The 15,767-nt window shown below is 40.4% G+C and carries 13 protein-coding genes; 7 read left to right on the forward strand and 6 right to left on the reverse strand.

What is annotated here, in order from left to right; translation table 11 throughout:
* The first annotated feature begins 663 nt into the window (after nucleotides 1-663).
* From OC443_RS08575 to OC443_RS08590, 4 genes are all read left to right on the forward strand, one after another.
* Nucleotides 664-1,629, forward strand: a complete 966-nt coding sequence (locus OC443_RS08575) for a LacI family DNA-binding transcriptional regulator (RefSeq protein ID WP_020431549.1) — start codon at nucleotides 664-666, stop codon at nucleotides 1,627-1,629.
* A gap of 68 nt (nucleotides 1,630-1,697) precedes the next feature.
* Complete coding sequence (locus tag OC443_RS08580) at nucleotides 1,698-3,431, forward strand: glycoside hydrolase family 13 protein (protein WP_004393982.1); 1,734 nt, start codon at nucleotides 1,698-1,700, stop codon at nucleotides 3,429-3,431.
* Nucleotides 3,432-3,490: 59 nt separating this feature from the next.
* Entirely contained in the window at nucleotides 3,491-5,119 is a 1,629-nt protein-coding gene (locus OC443_RS08585; RefSeq protein WP_073585964.1) for a PTS transporter subunit IIBC, read from the forward strand.
* Between the two features lie 86 nt (nucleotides 5,120-5,205).
* Nucleotides 5,206-6,012, forward strand: coding sequence for an endonuclease/exonuclease/phosphatase family protein (locus OC443_RS08590; RefSeq protein WP_073585963.1), 807 nt, complete (start codon nucleotides 5,206-5,208; stop codon nucleotides 6,010-6,012).
* A gap of 173 nt (nucleotides 6,013-6,185) precedes the next feature.
* On the opposite strand, the gene OC443_RS08595 is transcribed toward OC443_RS08590, so the two are convergent.
* From OC443_RS08595 to OC443_RS08615, 5 genes are all read right to left on the reverse strand, one after another.
* Nucleotides 6,186-6,656, reverse strand: a complete 471-nt coding sequence (locus tag OC443_RS08595; RefSeq protein ID WP_073585962.1) for a hypothetical protein — start codon at nucleotides 6,654-6,656, stop codon at nucleotides 6,186-6,188.
* A 48-nt stretch (nucleotides 6,657-6,704) separates the two neighbouring features.
* The gene (locus tag OC443_RS08600; protein WP_073585961.1) at nucleotides 6,705-7,235 is read right to left on the reverse strand and encodes a hypothetical protein; all 531 of its coding nucleotides are present in this window, start codon (nucleotides 7,233-7,235) and stop codon (nucleotides 6,705-6,707) included.
* A gap of 72 nt (nucleotides 7,236-7,307) precedes the next feature.
* Entirely contained in the window at nucleotides 7,308-7,538 is a 231-nt protein-coding gene (locus OC443_RS08605; protein WP_073585960.1) for a hypothetical protein, read from the reverse strand.
* Nucleotides 7,539-8,228: 690 nt separating this feature from the next.
* Nucleotides 8,229-9,560, reverse strand: coding sequence for a relaxase/mobilization nuclease domain-containing protein (locus tag OC443_RS08610; RefSeq protein ID WP_073585959.1), 1,332 nt, complete (start codon nucleotides 9,558-9,560; stop codon nucleotides 8,229-8,231).
* Nucleotides 9,561-9,627: 67 nt separating this feature from the next.
* Nucleotides 9,628-10,044, reverse strand: a complete 417-nt coding sequence (locus OC443_RS08615; protein WP_073585958.1) for a plasmid mobilization protein — start codon at nucleotides 10,042-10,044, stop codon at nucleotides 9,628-9,630.
* 530 nt (nucleotides 10,045-10,574) lie between these two features.
* On the opposite strand from OC443_RS08615, the gene OC443_RS08620 reads away from it, so the two are divergent.
* Entirely contained in the window at nucleotides 10,575-11,120 is a 546-nt protein-coding gene (locus OC443_RS08620; protein ID WP_073585957.1) for a hypothetical protein, read from the forward strand.
* A gap of 74 nt (nucleotides 11,121-11,194) precedes the next feature.
* Nucleotides 11,195-11,497: a hypothetical protein gene (locus OC443_RS08625; protein ID WP_073585956.1), complete on the forward strand. Its 303-nt coding sequence runs from the start codon at nucleotides 11,195-11,197 to the stop codon at nucleotides 11,495-11,497.
* A 649-nt stretch (nucleotides 11,498-12,146) separates the two neighbouring features.
* Here the strand turns inward: OC443_RS08625 and OC443_RS08630 are convergent.
* Entirely contained in the window at nucleotides 12,147-13,508 is a 1,362-nt protein-coding gene (locus OC443_RS08630; RefSeq protein WP_143169426.1) for a diguanylate cyclase domain-containing protein, read from the reverse strand.
* Between the two features lie 419 nt (nucleotides 13,509-13,927).
* Between OC443_RS08630 and OC443_RS26310 the strand changes: the two genes are divergently transcribed.
* On the forward strand, nucleotides 13,928-15,634 hold the full coding sequence (locus OC443_RS26310; protein WP_073585954.1) for a methyl-accepting chemotaxis protein: 1,707 nt from the start codon (nucleotides 13,928-13,930) through the stop codon (nucleotides 15,632-15,634).
* Nucleotides 15,635-15,767 lie beyond the last annotated feature (133 nt).

Below are 15,767 nucleotides of genomic sequence, written 5' to 3' on the forward strand. Positions count from 1 at the left end.
AAATTCGATATTGGTAAATTTGATGGAAGAATATGATTTTTATTTTAAAAATGGCTGCGATCACTATTATTACACTGAATTGTCAGCGCGACACGCTGGAGGAAATTGCAGAGAAAATGCCCTCATTGTTGTTCAAGTGAATAACAACCAGCCCAAATCAATGGTAGTTATTGTGGACAAATGTCAAACTACCGTTGAAGCAAACAAAGAGAAAATAATTTACGAAACAGAGAGTTGTAACATGGTCACAGCGAAGAACAATTCGTATTCCAGTTAAAGGTCAAGTTACCCGGAGAGCTTGCTGAGGAATGACTGACGGTACGAGGCATCATGTAATGGTACGGCATCAAGTGAAAAATGGTAAAGGCCGTGTAGATACCTCATATTACATAAGCGCTAAGTCGCGAATTACAAATTGTTAGCCCACTATATTCTATTCGTCAGCATTGGGGATAACTTGCTCAAGGTATGCTCGCTCCCTGGTCTTGAGTTCAGGTCTAAATCTTGTGAGTGAAAATTAAACACTCATACGTCCACCCAGTTTTATTTACTGTGTTGTTAGCCAATATATTGGATACTATGCCCAAGTGACTCAACTCTGAATTCTGTATCTTGAAGTCACTTGGAGATATGGCAATAGTGCATTATTGAAGGAAATAGGTAATGAGTAAAAAAATGACCATGGCTGAGATTTCAAGGCAGCTTGGAATTTCAACAATGACTGTGTCGCGTTACTTTAATGGCGGTTATGTCTCGGAAGAGAACCGCCTTAAAATTGATGCCATCGTCAAAGAGAGTCATTACACGCCTAATATATTTGCTCGCTCCATTCGTAGCCAATCCAATATTATTGGTTTCATCGCGCCTCGTATTGAGTCATATACGACCAGTTTAGTGATTAAAGGGGCGCTGGCTGCTGCCAATGAATCACAAGTACGAATGCTGTTTCATGCCACAGGGTTTAACCATGAGTCAGAATGCCAAGCTGTGAGAGAGTTTAACGGCTTAAATGCATTGGGCACGATTATTATTGCGTCAAAGCACAGTGTCGAAGAGACTTTTTATCGAACCTTAGACAATGTGGTATTTATTGGCAAAAATACCCCCCACCATTGCTGTTTATATTACCCCGATCATGCAGCGATTAAAGCCCTCGTCTCCCACACCATCACTCAGTTAAAACAGCAGCAGGCACCGCTGGCTGCCGTACATTATATTTATGATGAGCGTATGCTTTCTAGCCGCACTAAGTTGATGCAAGCCACTATTACCGACACCGTCCCTGAGTTGAATTTATCACTACAAGCCCTAGCCAACTCGGAGGACAAAGCTGGCTATCAGGCCGTTCAATTACAGCCTAATCATGTCTACTTTTGTGCCACCGATAATATTGCCATTCGTTTATATCGTCGCGCCAAAGAACAGCAACTCAAGATCGGTCATAACGTATGGATTGTAGGCATGGGTGACTATGACTACAGCGATTTGTTAGTCCCGAGCCTTACGACTGTCGCTTTTAACTACTATCAAGTGGGCTACCAAGCTGTCAAAAAATTGCTCAAGCGCGATTTCAGTTCTGTTGAAGGCACATTCGACATAAAGATGAGAGAAAGCTCACGATTCCTCTGAAATTGTGTTGAGTCCAAATCGGTTCTACTTAACTATATGTGTTAACGATAACACATATAGTATAACCGATGACACTCGCTCCTAATATGCACTCAAAACCACTCGCGTGGTGGAAGAAAGCAACCGCCTACCAAATTTATCCCCGTAGTTTTTATGATACAAACCAGGACGGTATTGGTGACATCAATGGCATCATTGCTAAGCTCGATTATCTTGCTGATTTGGGCATTGATTTAATATGGATTTGCCCATTCTATGCATCACCTAATGATGATAACGGGTACGATATTAGTGACTATCAAGCGATTCATCCTGACTTTGGAACCCTTGAGGATGTGGATGAACTAATCAGTGCTGCTCATAAACGTGGCATTCGCATTATTATGGATTTAGTGATCAACCACACTAGCGACGAGCACCCATGGTTCATTGAATCTCGAGATAACAAAAATAGCCCTAAGCGCGATTGGTATATTTGGCGTGATGGTTGTGAGCCTACCGCTGAAAAACCGACTTGCGACCCAAACAACTGGGAAAGTATTTTTCATGGCAGTGCATGGGAATATGATAAAAAAACTGCACAGTACTACTTGCACCTATTTTCAAAAAAACAACCTGATCTGAATTGGGAAAATCCTGAAGTTAAACAAGCACTATTTAAAATGATTTATTGGTGGTTGGAGCGTGGTATTGATGGCTTCCGTGTGGATGCAATTAGCCATATTCAGAAACAACCAGGTTTACCTTCTTTACCCAATCCAAAGGGTGAAAAGTATGTCTCTTCGTTTGATTATCATATGAATGTGGCAGGGATTGAAAAACATCTGCATGAGTTAAAAGAGCAGGCGTTTGATCCCTTTAACATAGTGACAGTTGGTGAGGCTAATGGGGTGACTGCCGACAATGCATTACTTTGGGTTGCCGAAGCGACCGAGCACGATCAAGGCGGTGTTTTCAACATGATTTTTCAGTTTGAACACATGAAGCTATGGTCGGAAGAACAAAGCAACGTGCCTTTAGATCTAGTGGAGTTCAAACGCATTTTATCGCGTTGGCAAGATGCATTAGAAGGTAAAGGCTGGAATGCGCTTTATTTAGAAAACCACGATCAAGCTCGTAGCATTGATACTTTTGCCGACCCTACCTCTAGGTATGCCAGTGCTACCGCGTTAGCGAGTTGTTATTTCTTGATGAAAGGAACTCCGTTTATTTATCAGGGCCAAGAGATTGGTATGGTAAATCATCAGTTTACTTCTCTTGATGAATTTAATGATGTGTCTGCTAGAAATTTAATTCAAAAGCTATCTCAACAAGGTCAAAGCGATGCAGACATCTTAGCCTTGTTAAATCAAGTATCTCGCGACCACAGTCGCTTGCCAATGCAATGGAATGCGCAGGATTTTGCCGGTTTTTCTGAGGTGCAACCTTGGTTCTCCGTCAATCAACAGTACGCAGATATCAATGTTGAGCAACAACAGAAAGATCCAAATTCGATTTTGAGTTTCTATAAGCAGCTGATTGCTCTGCGTAAGTCAAATGTAAGTTTAGTGGTTGGCCGCTATCAATTGCTGCTACCTAACGACCCTAATATCTATGCTTATCAACGTGTTGCACAAGATATGACATGGACCATTATTACCAATTTAAGTCCACAAGAGAGCATCGTTGATATCGACCGCATGCAATTAGGCGAGTTAATGCTTGATAATCAGAATATCAACAATGAACACGTTCGCTCAGATTTTATAGCGACGCAAATTGCCCCACCTTATGCTGCGTATATATTTGCAAGAAAGCACTAAATTATATTTATCGCAGGGCCTTGATAAGGCTACCCTGCATTTAAACCAAGGAATCATTTATGAGTCAGTTACTATCTTTTGATTTTTGGCAACGATTTGGGAAATCCCTTATCGTTGTTATCGCGGTGATGCCAGCCGCTGGTATCATGATATCACTCGGTAAAGTTGTCGCAATGTATGCTGGTGGTATTGGTGCCATTGAAACACTAGGCGCTATTATGGAAAACATAGGCTGGGGGATCATAGTTAATCTTCACCTATTATTTGCTGTCGCTATTGGTGGATCATGGGCTAAAGAACGTGCAGGAGGAGCATTTGCCGCGCTGATCGCCTTCATCTTAATTAACCGTATCACTGGGGTTATATTAGGCGTGGATAACGCTATGCTCAGTGATCCCGAGGCGGTTGTGATGAGCCTATTTGGTTCTGAGCTACCTGTCTCTCAATTCTTCACTAATATTTTGGGTGCTCCTGCTCTAAATATGGGTGTGTTTATCGGTATTATGTCTGGCTATTTAGGTGCCAACTTATTTAACCGTTATCATGACTTCGCTCGCTTACCTCAGGCATTAGCATTTTTCAACGGTAAGCGTTTTGTACCTTTTGTTGTTATTTTCTATTCGATGATTATTGCGTTTGCTTTATCAATCGTATGGCCTTTAATTCAAGGTGCGCTTAATGATTTTGGTCAATGGATTGCAACCTCTAAAGACACTGCGCCGATCACTGCTCCTTTCTTGTATGGTACGTTAGAGCGCTTATTACTGCCATTTGGTTTACACCACACTTTAACTATTCCAATGAATTACACCGAGTTGGGTGGTACTTATGAGCTTTTAACAGGGGTGAATGCGGGGGCAAGTGTTTATGGTCAAGATCCACTATGGCTTGCTTGGGTTAGCGATTTAAATAATCTTAAATTAAGCGATCCGACAACTTACCAACATCTATTAGATACGGTGCATCCAGCACGTTTTAAAGCGGGCCAAGTTATTATCGCAGCGTCTTCATTGATTGGTATTGGACTTGCGATGTATCACTGTGTTGATAGTGATAAGCGCGCACAATACAAGCCAATGTTTTTATCTGCGTGTCTTGCTGTGTTATTAACCGGTGTGACAGAGCCTATTGAATTCATGTTTATGTTTATTGCTCCTGTTTTGTATGTTGCGCATGCGGTATTAACAGGGATTGCATTTGCGTTGGTCGATGTGATGGACCTACGTATACATGCCTTTGGTTTGATTGAGTTACTCACTCGTATACCTATGATGGTTTCAGCGGGAATCGGTGGTGATTTGGTTCGCTTCGCATTGGTTTCTATTGTTTTCTTTGGTGTTAACTATGGATTATTCCGTGTGCTCATTGTCAAATTTAAATTGCCAACACCGGGCCGTATGGGTAACTACCTCGATGAAAGTTCAGAATCCATGTCAGAAGATGAGAAGATGGACATTATTATTCAGAATTTAGGTGGCCGTGCCAATATTGCTGAGATTGATGCTTGTATGACTCGCTTGCGCATTACAGTTAATGACCCGCAGTTGGTTGCTGAATATGCATTATGGAAGCCGACAGGAGCACTTGGTGCTGTAATTAAAGAACAGGGAGTACAAGTTATTTATGGTCCAGGAGTGGATGTCATTAAATCTAAATTAGTTGAGAAGTTTTCAGCACAACCTGCGTAATTCATTCTCTACCCTAGATAAAATAACCTCGAGAAACGCAGCCTTGAGCTGCGTTTAACTCGCTACAATGAATAAGTGAATAATAAATGAAGTTAATGACGCTAAATACCCATAGTTGGCAAGAAGAGAAACAACTAGAAAAGTTGGATGTGGTAGCGCAAGCCATTATCGAGCAAGGGTGCGATGTCGTTGCATTACAGGAAGTGAATCAACATCAAAATAGCCCGGCTGTTGATGCCAATATATTAACTAATCACACCGTGCTCGCTGATAACTATGGATATTTATTACAGAAAAAACTCATGGAATACGGCTATCACTACCAACTTACATGGGATTTCGTTCATCGAAGTTATGACGTATATCAAGAGGGACTGGCATTCTTGACGCGACTGCCGATTGTCGAGCATGAGGTCATTGACCTAAGTGATAACTATGATGTGAACTTTTGGAAACATAGGCGAGCAGTGCGTATTAAGGTCACTTCTCAACGAGGTGATTTCAATCTTTATAATTGTCATTGCGGCTGGTGGAGTGACTCAGAGAGCTCATTTGAGGACCAGTTCAACAGAATAAAGGCAACATTATCAACAGAGTTGAGCTTTCTATTAGGCGATTTCAACAACCCAAGCCATATACGCAATGAAGGTTATGATTATGTATTACAGTGCGGTTTGATAGATTGTTATGAAATAGCAGAAATAAAAGACTCCGGAACTACTGTAATTAAAAATATTGACGGTTGGGAACAAAATAGCCAAGCGCTACGCATTGATTTGGTTCTTAGTAATCAACCGATGGTGGTAAAGCAGCATCAGGTGATTTTTAATAACGATTTTTATCCGGTTGTATCGGATCACTTTGGGGTTCTGGTGGAAGTAGACATTATTTAATGTTTATTCATAGACTAAACCTTAAGCAATACTGGACTTTTAATTACGTGACTTTGCAATACCTGTAGTTATTCAGGACTTTCTAATTTAGTAAAGGCGCTGACACGTTTTTGTCCAAAAGCGTGTTACTCCATTTATCAAATTTTTATTTATCAAATTTTTGTGTTCGACCTTTATGGTGAACTATTGCTTTGTAAGCGATGAGCTGAGCTCGGTTTATCATCTTCTTTCAATCGCTCTATTTGAAAATGCAGCTTCGCAAGCACTAGCTCGATGTCAGCTACCTCATCGTCTAAAATGTCTCTACCAACATGCTCAAGAACAGCGAAAAAGATGCGTTCAGCTTGAGCTAAAAATCTCTGCTTTGGCTGACTAAGAGAAACTGGTATCTCGCGCAGACTAATGATCTCTTTATACAGTTGCGCTGCATACAGGCCATCGCGCTTTACCAGCGTGCCGAATTCTTGATATTCAGAACTATCAATTTTTCGATGATCGACAAGACGCAATCGACAAACATGCTTAATCATTTGTGCAGCACCCACGCATGCTGCTGCTTCGGTGTCGCGTTCAAGGTACTTAACAAAAGCTACAAATGCAGCAGCTTCTGTTGTGTATTCTTTGTAGTTGATTTCACGTTTCATAGGTGACTCCAAAGCTCGACATTGGTTTTTTGATTTGAGCCGCTTCGCTTAGCAAGCCAGTTTTCGGCATGCGGCATTCATTGTTTCTTCAAGTGTCGAGAACTCGAATTTCTCTTTGAAATCACGCAGTGCTTTGTGCGCGTCAGCATCAAGAACAAAGCGAACATTAACTTCATTACATCTTGCTTCACGAGCCGCTTTACGCGCTGCTTTGTTGCGTTGACGCTGATAGTAGCTGTTTAAGTTTGACATCAACTTGCGTCTGCACTCAGTAATCAAGAAGCACTTTTCTACGATGAAACTACCATCTTCGAGCTCTTCAATTGAGATTATTGGTGTATTGAATAAATGCACAGTTTTCTCAGTCACGCCGCTTAGCATGTTGATATATTTGCAACGTGAAATGTGCTTGTGAAATTGCTCGATAGAGCCCTTGTACGCCAGCTCTTGATAAGCATCAATGATTGCCGCGCCTACTTCTTTTTCTACATCACAAGCAGCAACAGGGGTAGTTGCGCTGATGATTGCTTGTAGTTCGCGTTCTTCGTTTTTGTCTTTGACTGAGTTTGGAATTGCCATTTTGAATTTACCTTTCTTATTATAATTATACAGTAAACTATATGCCGCCCATCGTGGACGGCAAGAACTAGATTAAGCTACTTTATGCATTACACCGGTGCCATAGATTCCTTGGTATCCGCAGTAATGGCTAGTTTTGCTAATAGTGTCTGAAGATTTGATGTAGCTTTTAAACTGCCAGCCCCTTTGTTCTAGCTGCTTCATCACGAAAGAGCCATCCTCAGTTCTTCCTTTTTCTTTAGCTAGTGCAAGCACTTCTTTCAGTTCGCTTTGTGCTTTAGTTTCGATGCTCATTGTATTCATATTTTGCCTGTTAGGATATTCTCGAAATTGTTTATTTTTCTAGTCGAATATAACCATGTTACGTGAATAAACTAATCTGTCTAATACAAGTACATGTATATATACAATGAGTGGTATAAAAGCTATGGCCAAGTATCTGTATTAACTGGTTTATTGTTTTTGAAAATAATTTCAAAAAGTTAGGATAGACCGTTTCATTCTTTTACTATAAGTATCTACATGAATTGGTAGCTAATAATAATTAGATTGTGATTTTTGATATATTCCTCGGCGAGCCGAGAAAACAGCCCACTTGGTTTCAGTTCTATGAGTGTTCTATTTTATGACTGCACACCTCTCGATATATTAACATGTGTATTAAAATGATACTCATTTAGATATAAACTACATATCAGAATTTGCATAAAGGCAATATCAGTACCACTATAATCTTTATATCAGTATGGGTATAAGAATATACTGATATTTATATGAATTTGATACTTATATTGATATATAAAATATACAAGCAAAGGTATATCGGCGCATTTTTGTATGGGGTCTAATTTAAAATCTGATTCATTTTGTGGACAGGGGTACGCAAGCACCATTACTTTTCACGTAGCGTATCGATATGGAAAAATGGTGCTAATGAAGGTCGAACTGCTGGAGAAGTCGGGTTTTGGGCGGTTTTGGTCAGGTGCTTAGGATTTAGAAAGCGTGAGAGTCCAATTCGTAAGATGTGTCACCTGGTTCATGTCGCCATCCGGTATCTTCGTCAAGCTCGATAGCTAGACTTAAATCATCTTCAGCATTATAGACTCTCTCTACAGATGGCTCGTAGACTTCAGCAAATGCTGCTTTGTATGCATCCCATTGTTTTTGATGCTCAAGCGTAAGTAACAGGTTAAACTCAGCATCATTCAGCTTGCCGAAAAGGGCATCGAATAGTTTGATTATTTCTGCAAAGAGTAGCGCTATATTCCTTTCGTATTTCGAACGACAAAAGTTGAGATTAACATAGTATCGATCCCAGTCTTTATTTTGAATGCGGTGTGCTTTGTTGGGCGGGCGCTTCGCTTTGATTTGTTTGAACTGAGCTGGCGTGATTTGAAGCTGAATGGTGAACTCTTTAGCGTCTTTCCATTCACCAAGAAGAGCAACATTGTCGCGCTCAGGAACGTAGCTTACGCGCTCTTTAAGTTGAAGGTTTTTGAAGCTAAGTCTTGTTGCTTTTACTTTAGAACCAGAGATGAGCGGACCACCATCAGCTGAGTATGAGATGCCGATGATATTGCCACTATCGTCTTGTCTGCACTTTACATCAACACCACGGCGAGAAAGCGCAAAAACTAACTTGGTCATTGTTGCCGGTAGTTTGCCACCATTTTCACTTTCGATTGCTTTAAAACGAGCCCGGACGATTGCAGCTTCATCGCGTTTTTTAGCTAGTTCTCTGTCACCGTTAGCCCCTTTCATTTCCTTCTTGGTGTAGTGATGGCCCCAATTATCCTGCGGACTGTCGAGCTTGCGGAGGCCGTACTTCTTTTCCATTCTGCGCATAGATTCGAAGCCTTTGAAAACGTCGTCATTAGTTTTGACAAGGGAGCCATCGCCTTTCGTCATACAGCACACGATATGACAATGAGAATTGTGCTTATCATCGTGTTTGACGATCACATATTTAGTTGATTCATCGAAGCCCAAAGTAGGCATTAAATCTTGTTGGATATTCTCAAGCCATTCGTGATCAGCTAGCGGCTTATCGTTCGGGTCGATAGATAATATGTAGTGCTTAAAGAGCTTTTCGCCTTTGCCGTCATGCAAGTCGGCTTGTGCTTCAAACTCCGCAATAATCATCTCAAGATTCACTTCAGTTGGAAGTCCGGTAATATCAGCACGAATGATCGGATCTGGTGAGAAGATGTTACCGCCAATATGCTTGATCAAATTGATTTCGTGCTCGTGTTTGTCACCGCGATAGACATAGTTCAGTGTGGGCTCGATGTCAGGTCGACGTTCTGTGATTTTTAGTATTGCCATGTTGTTCACCATTTATTGTTTTTGTTGTTGGTTTTTTGGGGCTCTGAGAGCCCCTTTTGTGCTCAATTTAGTGAGGAAATTCTGGAGCAGGCTTCATGTCAGCATGAGTTCTAACTTCAGCTGAGACTTGCTGTAGTGTCATCATCACAAGCTCTAGTTCGCGCTTTGTTTGCTCGATGTATTGAACGTCGCCAGTTGAGTGAAGAAAGGCGATTGCTTGGTTTACGTTGTTGCCGAGCTTTGAGAGCTGGAGCTGAAGGTCGTTGTTAATTTGCTTGTTTACAGCGAAGCTGATTTGTCGCTTTAAGCTTGCTTCTGCGAGTAGCTTAAAGAGAAAGCGTGAAGTGCTTTTAACACCGGCAGCTTTTTGTTGCTGCTTAATCCAGTTTTTCTGCTCAGCTGTTAAGTAGAGCTTGATGTAGCTGTTGTGCTTGTCTTCATCACTCTTGAGTGGTGCGCCTAGCTTTTTGTTTGAAGCGTTCATAGATACCTCTCTATCGCTTTCTAGTTATTTTTTGTTATTGTTTACTTCCTTTTCTTGTCCACTAACGCAGAGCCCACAGGCTTGAGTATCCAGTTTTTACATCCAAAATAGCAGCAACTTGTTGATAGCTTTTTGGGTATGTAAAAGATAGCTGGCTATGAACCTATTCCTTAAAAATTTAAATCCCACTTTTTGCATTCGCTTTTACAGAGTGTGGATTTCTTAATATAAGCTTATTATACCAAGTAATATTTAGTGAAATCTAATACTTTATTGTTTACTAATAACAATTAATTTTCATGTCAATTAAATAAGGCCCATTTGTGTGAGTTGTACTCATGTTCGTGTGGTTTTGTATTAAATTGACACTATTATTTAAAGTCTTGAGGACTGTTTTGGGTTTGACCTTGGCTTTTGGTTGTATTGTAGAATTTGACTGATTATTGGTTTGTTTTGGTTGTTGATTATATTTACATATTGCAAATATAAATAATATAGTAAATCGACGTTTGATAAGCTCGGAGATCAGCATGGCCCAACCAAAAATGGAAACTCGCGGAAGAAAGAAAACATCTGAAATCGACAAAGCGAGGAGTAGGGCATCTCGAGACCATAAGCTTTATCAAGAGACCCTAACCGAAGAGTTCGAACAGCTTCAGCAAGATAAGGAACTACAGTTTGCCGCTTCGGAAAAGCGAATGGGTAGGCCTCCAGTTCCATTGGCTGTTCTCCAACGCAGAGCTCTGGAAAAATACATCACTTCGTTAGACTCATACCGTAAAATTGAAAAGAAAGAAGGTATAGAGCCTTGGAATGAACGCGATATCATTCGTTACAAGCTGGCAGACAAGGCAGGCCGAAAAAAAGCGGATGAAGTAGAGCGCCTAAAGAAATACATTCGTCGCCAGGCTACGATTCTTCAAAATATTGAAGCAGAGGACGAAAGTCACTTGGTGAAAGAGCAAAAATGGCTCGGCCGTCCAAGCATGCCCAAGGCGAAGAAAGTCCGACACTACGAAAAACTAATTGAGAAAGCGAACGTTGAGATCACTGAAATACTAAAGACTAAAGACTAAAGACTAAAGACTAAAGACTAAAGACTAAAACTAGAGCTGAGCAGCTTGAGTATCAACTTAAAGATGTTCGAGTGATGAAGCGCACATATCGCACGCAGTACAAGGCTAAGTACGGTAAGTTTCCTGCATCATCGCCACAAGATGAAGCGATCAAGTTGCTTGAGCAGCAAATTAAGCTGGCAAAGAAAGAAGAGGCAACCAAGCAAGATGAAGCATTGGTTGATTTGAACGGGGTACTTCAACCTATCGCTCCAAACATCAAAGATTTTGCTGAGCAAATGATAAACCGTGGTTCAGACGACTCAGCTATTCGTGAGTCTACGTCAAATCAAATCCCTAGTACTGGCATCACTGCACCATCTGAACGCAAGCATTAACTTTTAGTTGGCCCGCTGCGCGGAAGGAGGCCAGGCTGGTTTTCAATAAAATTGCTTGGAGTAATGCTGTATTCACTAAACGCAGTAAGAGCTACATAGAATGCATTTCATCTAGACTATTAATCTGGGAATTAACCCTATGTTAGTTCTTTATACTTTTTTGAGTTTTTTTCAAAATGGTTACTGTAAAAATTAAAAAAAGTGTCCTCCTCTTATTATTGAAAGCAATAACATTGGTTTAGTTCGTCTTACCTTATTGTGGTGAGAATTGCTGATGTAGATCTCACCTACCTTCATTTCTGAACTCTGGTTCTGTTCAGCGAGGTAACGAGCTGGCCTCAGCAAACTTTGTAGTTGGCCTTGTCGCTGTCAGCGACAAGAATGAAGCCAGTTAATAGACTCCACACCACAAATACAGCTGAATCTATTGGCACTTTTAACCTCATGTTTTGAAGTTGTCCCGCATCGTGGAAGTTGAAAAACGCCGTACATTTCCTCTTACTTGTGGGTGAATAAGAGTGAAACTTCTACCATGGGCACTACTACGGGCTATAGCCCTGAGGAACAATCACCACCGCCATAGGCGGTGGTATAGGGATGTAAATCAAAGGGTTATTACGCCTAGTCGTTTAGGTCAGTATCAATTAAGTTAGTCTCTCGCTATCTTTTCAGCTTTGTGAAAAGCTTTATCTAAATACATGTTATCATCTGAAGCTGTGATAAGCGTTTCAATGCAGAAGTCGCGTTTCTTACCCTTGAAGTAACTATACCCGATGCTAAATGTACAGGAAATTCCTTCGTCGTCCGAGTGAATGCTCAATTGCTTTGATTTAATTTTGTGTATTACAGTTTTAATACAAGCTTCATCGTTGAATCTATGTAGCAATACAACAAACTCATCTCCCCCTAAACGAGCAACAATATCCGATGTTCTGACAGTAGAGCGAAGAAGCCTCCCCGCACTAATAAGGACTTCATCCCCTTTTTTGTGTCCAAAATTATCATTAATAAATTTAAAATCGTTAAGGTCAAGTGTTAGTAGAGCTACTTCTAAATGTTCGTTTTCACCACTAGCTATACGATCCAGTTCTAACATGAAGTATCTTCGATTCGGTAAACCTGTTAGTGCGTCACTAAAGGACAACTCTCTTACCTTATTGAAGTTCAAAAAAAGTAAGATCCCCAATATGTAAATTACTATGAATGTGATGATGCCTAAAAGGTAAAAGTAATACTTGAATTCTTTAAACTGGCTGTTGTACTCTTTATTTAGGTAAATGTAAATATACCAAATGTCATTAGGTACATATATCGGATATGAAAAGTCGGGTGCTTTATCCTCTAAAGTTTGACCGAAAATAACATCAAAATCCCTAACAATAGCGGAAGTTACCCCCTCCAAATCAAGCACCCCAGAACGTTCTAGGAGTTGATTATAATCTATAACTACACTCAACCCGCCCCAATACTCTGTATTGTAGGGAGGATTAGAAAAAATCGGATACCGAGCAACCAACCCTGTTCCCCCTTGCACAAGCTCTATCGGCCCAGAGAGGTACAACTTCTTTTCAAGCTTTGCTTTAACTACGTCAGCGTATTGCTCAGGTACAGTTCTAAAGTCTAACTCTAATGCTGATGTGTTATTTTTTTCTGGGTAGATTCGTTTAATAATGTCATCAGGACTGAGACCTATAGTGACAATGGTTTCTGAATTATTGTGCAACCGACCAGCAACTGATTTCCAGTTTGAAAGCGCAAAATCGGGCGCTAGAGTAATGAGTGTTGCTAAGCTGTCAGCTAAGTATGCATCTCTATATAGGTTTGACTCTATCTTAAAGCGCACTAACTCGACTTCTTGCTTGATAGCCTGAGTATGCTTGTCGGACTGAGTGTCGACAAAAAATTTAGCTGTAGTGACTAAAATCAACAGGCTCGAAAGAATGTAAAGAAAACTCAAAAGAAAAAACATTTTCCAGCCAAGATGTTTAATTGCTCGCAGTAAACTATTCAAATTCGATGTTTTAATTTAATCATTTGTTAAATAGAGCCTATACTACAAATTGAGGGTTATCAATTTTAGGTCGCTTTAGTTTGTAGCGACTTAGATGTTTCCGTACGACATAGATCTCACATTAGAGTCATTTCTATTGATACTTAATAAAGTTAATATAAGCAAAAGCTAATATTTGTTACATTACTCAAAAAATTGTAAATGGAGTAATTCCGTGAATATAAAACTAAAATTAACTGCACTCGCTACTTGTTCGCTCGTGATTGTTGCTTCTATATTAACCGTGACTGCCGCTTTGGAAGCTGAAGATACCATAGAAGAGCGATTATTCTCATCTGAGATTCCTGCGATCGTAGAATCGGTGTCGGGGGGGGGTAGCTAACAGCTTAGTTACTGCAATCGTTGCGTCAAAAGGTATCGTGGCCACTCCCCATTATATAAGCTTGCTGACTGAATCTGACTCCCTAACTAATTACGATAATGAAATTATTGGGTATCTAGAAGAAATACAAAATGCATTTGATGCTGGAAGCGTTTATATCATTTCAGCAAAAACTGGAGAGTACTATACGCAGTCAGGGTTGTTAAAAAGGGTTAGTCAAGAAAATGACCAATGGTTTTACGAATTAGTACAATCTAAAAAACAGTATGACCTGTCTCTTGGCTTGGATGAACGAACTAATAGCTTACAACTGTTCATTAACTACAGGGTGGTCGCTAACGGTAAGTTTCTAGGCGTAGTTGGTATGAGTTTGTCTGCACGAGAGCTCTCGGAGCTTATCTCGGGTTATAAGATCGGCGATCAAGGCTACGTCTATATGATTGATTCAAAGCAACAAGTGAAAGTTCATCCTGATTCGAAGTTTGTCGATATTACATTGCCTGAAGTTTATCCAGATGCAATAAACACTTCCCGTTCCCCTGATATCCAGTATACCTTTACCAACGTTAAAGGAGACAAAAAGGTTGTAGCGACAAACTTTGTACCAGAGCTTGACTGGTATGTTGTAGCCGAGCTTGACCAGGACGAGGTGTTTGAACCTGTAAAGTTAATGGTATATAAGCTTGTAGGGTCTACAGTTCTTATCGCACTCCTTTCTCTTGGGTTAAGTGTATGGATGATTCATCACCTTATGGCTCCGTTAGGTAAGCTAGATGAGATGTTAAAACAAGTAGCTAGTGGTAGTGGTGACCTGACTATACGTCTCGATGACTCTAAATCTGATGAGATAGGTAGCTTATCTAAAAGTTATAATACATTTATTAGTTCTTTGTCGGGTATGCTTCTAGATATTAGGCGTGCCTCTAGTACTGTAGATGCAGGTATACAAGCAATTGATGTGAAAATGTCTGAAATTAGCAATGGTACTGTTGAGCAACATTCCCAAAGCGATCAGATGGCAACAGCGATTCAAGAGATGGGGCATACGGTAAAGGAGATTGCAAATAACGCAAGTTGTGCTGCCGAACGATCTCAAGAAGGAGAACGCAACGCTACAGAGGGGTTAACTTCTGCCGTTGATACTGTAAGAAACGTCTCTGAAACTGTTGAGAGTATTGAGCAGTCTTCTCGTGTTATTAGCTCTCTTGCTACGCAAGCTAACGATATTACTTCGGTTTTAGAAGTGATTAGAGATATTTCTGAACAAACAAATCTACTCGCTTTGAACGCAGCTATTGAAGCAGCAAGGGCAGGTGAGCAAGGCCGTGGCTTTGCAGTCGTTGCAGATGAAGTCCGTAACCTTGCTAAACGAAGCCATGATTCTACGGTAGAAATAGAATCCATTATTACTCAATTGCAAGCAAGTGCTGAAAACAGTGTAAGTGAAATGAAATCAAGTGTAAATTCAGCCTCTCTTTCCAGAGAACTAGCAGAGTTGTCAGGAAATAAGCTGGAAGACATTTCTGTAGGCATCAAAGAGATTAGCGGAATGAACATACAAATTGCAGCGGCAACAGAGGAACAATCAAGCGTTGTATCAGAGCTGGGTGTTAATGTAACAGCGATTGCTTCTATTGCTCAAGATACAGCATCAGCAGTGGAGAGGGCTAAAGAAGAATGTAGTGATTTAGCTCAGCAAACACTGCACTTGAATGAACTTGTTTCTAAGTTTAAGTTGTCTTAGCATATGTTGGCCAAATACTAACATGATAGTGATTTAGTGATGTATAATGGTAGTGCTTTACCGATGAAAAAGCGTAGTGTTTGGCCTGTGTTTTTTTTAATACTTTTCTCCTCTACAGTTTTCGTTATATTTT

It is taken from the genome of Vibrio quintilis, assembly GCF_024529975.1.
Classification (GTDB): Bacteria; Pseudomonadota; Gammaproteobacteria; order Enterobacterales; family Vibrionaceae; genus Vibrio; species Vibrio quintilis.

Excerpts from the sequence above, each read along its gene's own strand:
- OC443_RS08625 (WP_073585956.1), top strand. The coding sequence starts at position 11,195 with ATGAAGCGCACATATCGCACGCAGTACAAGGCTAAGTACGGTAAGTTT.
- OC443_RS08605 (WP_073585960.1), bottom strand. The coding sequence starts at position 7,538 with ATGAATACAATGAGCATCGAAACTAAAGCACAAAGCGAACTGAAAGAA.
- OC443_RS08585 (WP_073585964.1), top strand. The coding sequence starts at position 3,491 with ATGAGTCAGTTACTATCTTTTGATTTTTGGCAACGATTTGGGAAATCC.
- OC443_RS08590 (WP_073585963.1), top strand. The coding sequence starts at position 5,206 with ATGAAGTTAATGACGCTAAATACCCATAGTTGGCAAGAAGAGAAACAA.
- OC443_RS08575 (WP_020431549.1), top strand. The coding sequence starts at position 664 with ATGAGTAAAAAAATGACCATGGCTGAGATTTCAAGGCAGCTTGGAATT.
- OC443_RS08610 (WP_073585959.1), bottom strand. The coding sequence starts at position 9,560 with ATGGCAATACTAAAAATCACAGAACGTCGACCTGACATCGAGCCCACA.
- OC443_RS08580 (WP_004393982.1), top strand. The coding sequence starts at position 1,698 with ATGACACTCGCTCCTAATATGCACTCAAAACCACTCGCGTGGTGGAAG.
- OC443_RS08600 (WP_073585961.1), bottom strand. The coding sequence starts at position 7,235 with ATGGCAATTCCAAACTCAGTCAAAGACAAAAACGAAGAACGCGAACTA.
- OC443_RS08615 (WP_073585958.1), bottom strand. The coding sequence starts at position 10,044 with ATGAACGCTTCAAACAAAAAGCTAGGCGCACCACTCAAGAGTGATGAA.
- OC443_RS08595 (WP_073585962.1), bottom strand. The coding sequence starts at position 6,656 with ATGAAACGTGAAATCAACTACAAAGAATACACAACAGAAGCTGCTGCA.
- OC443_RS08620 (WP_073585957.1), top strand. The coding sequence starts at position 10,575 with ATGGCCCAACCAAAAATGGAAACTCGCGGAAGAAAGAAAACATCTGAA.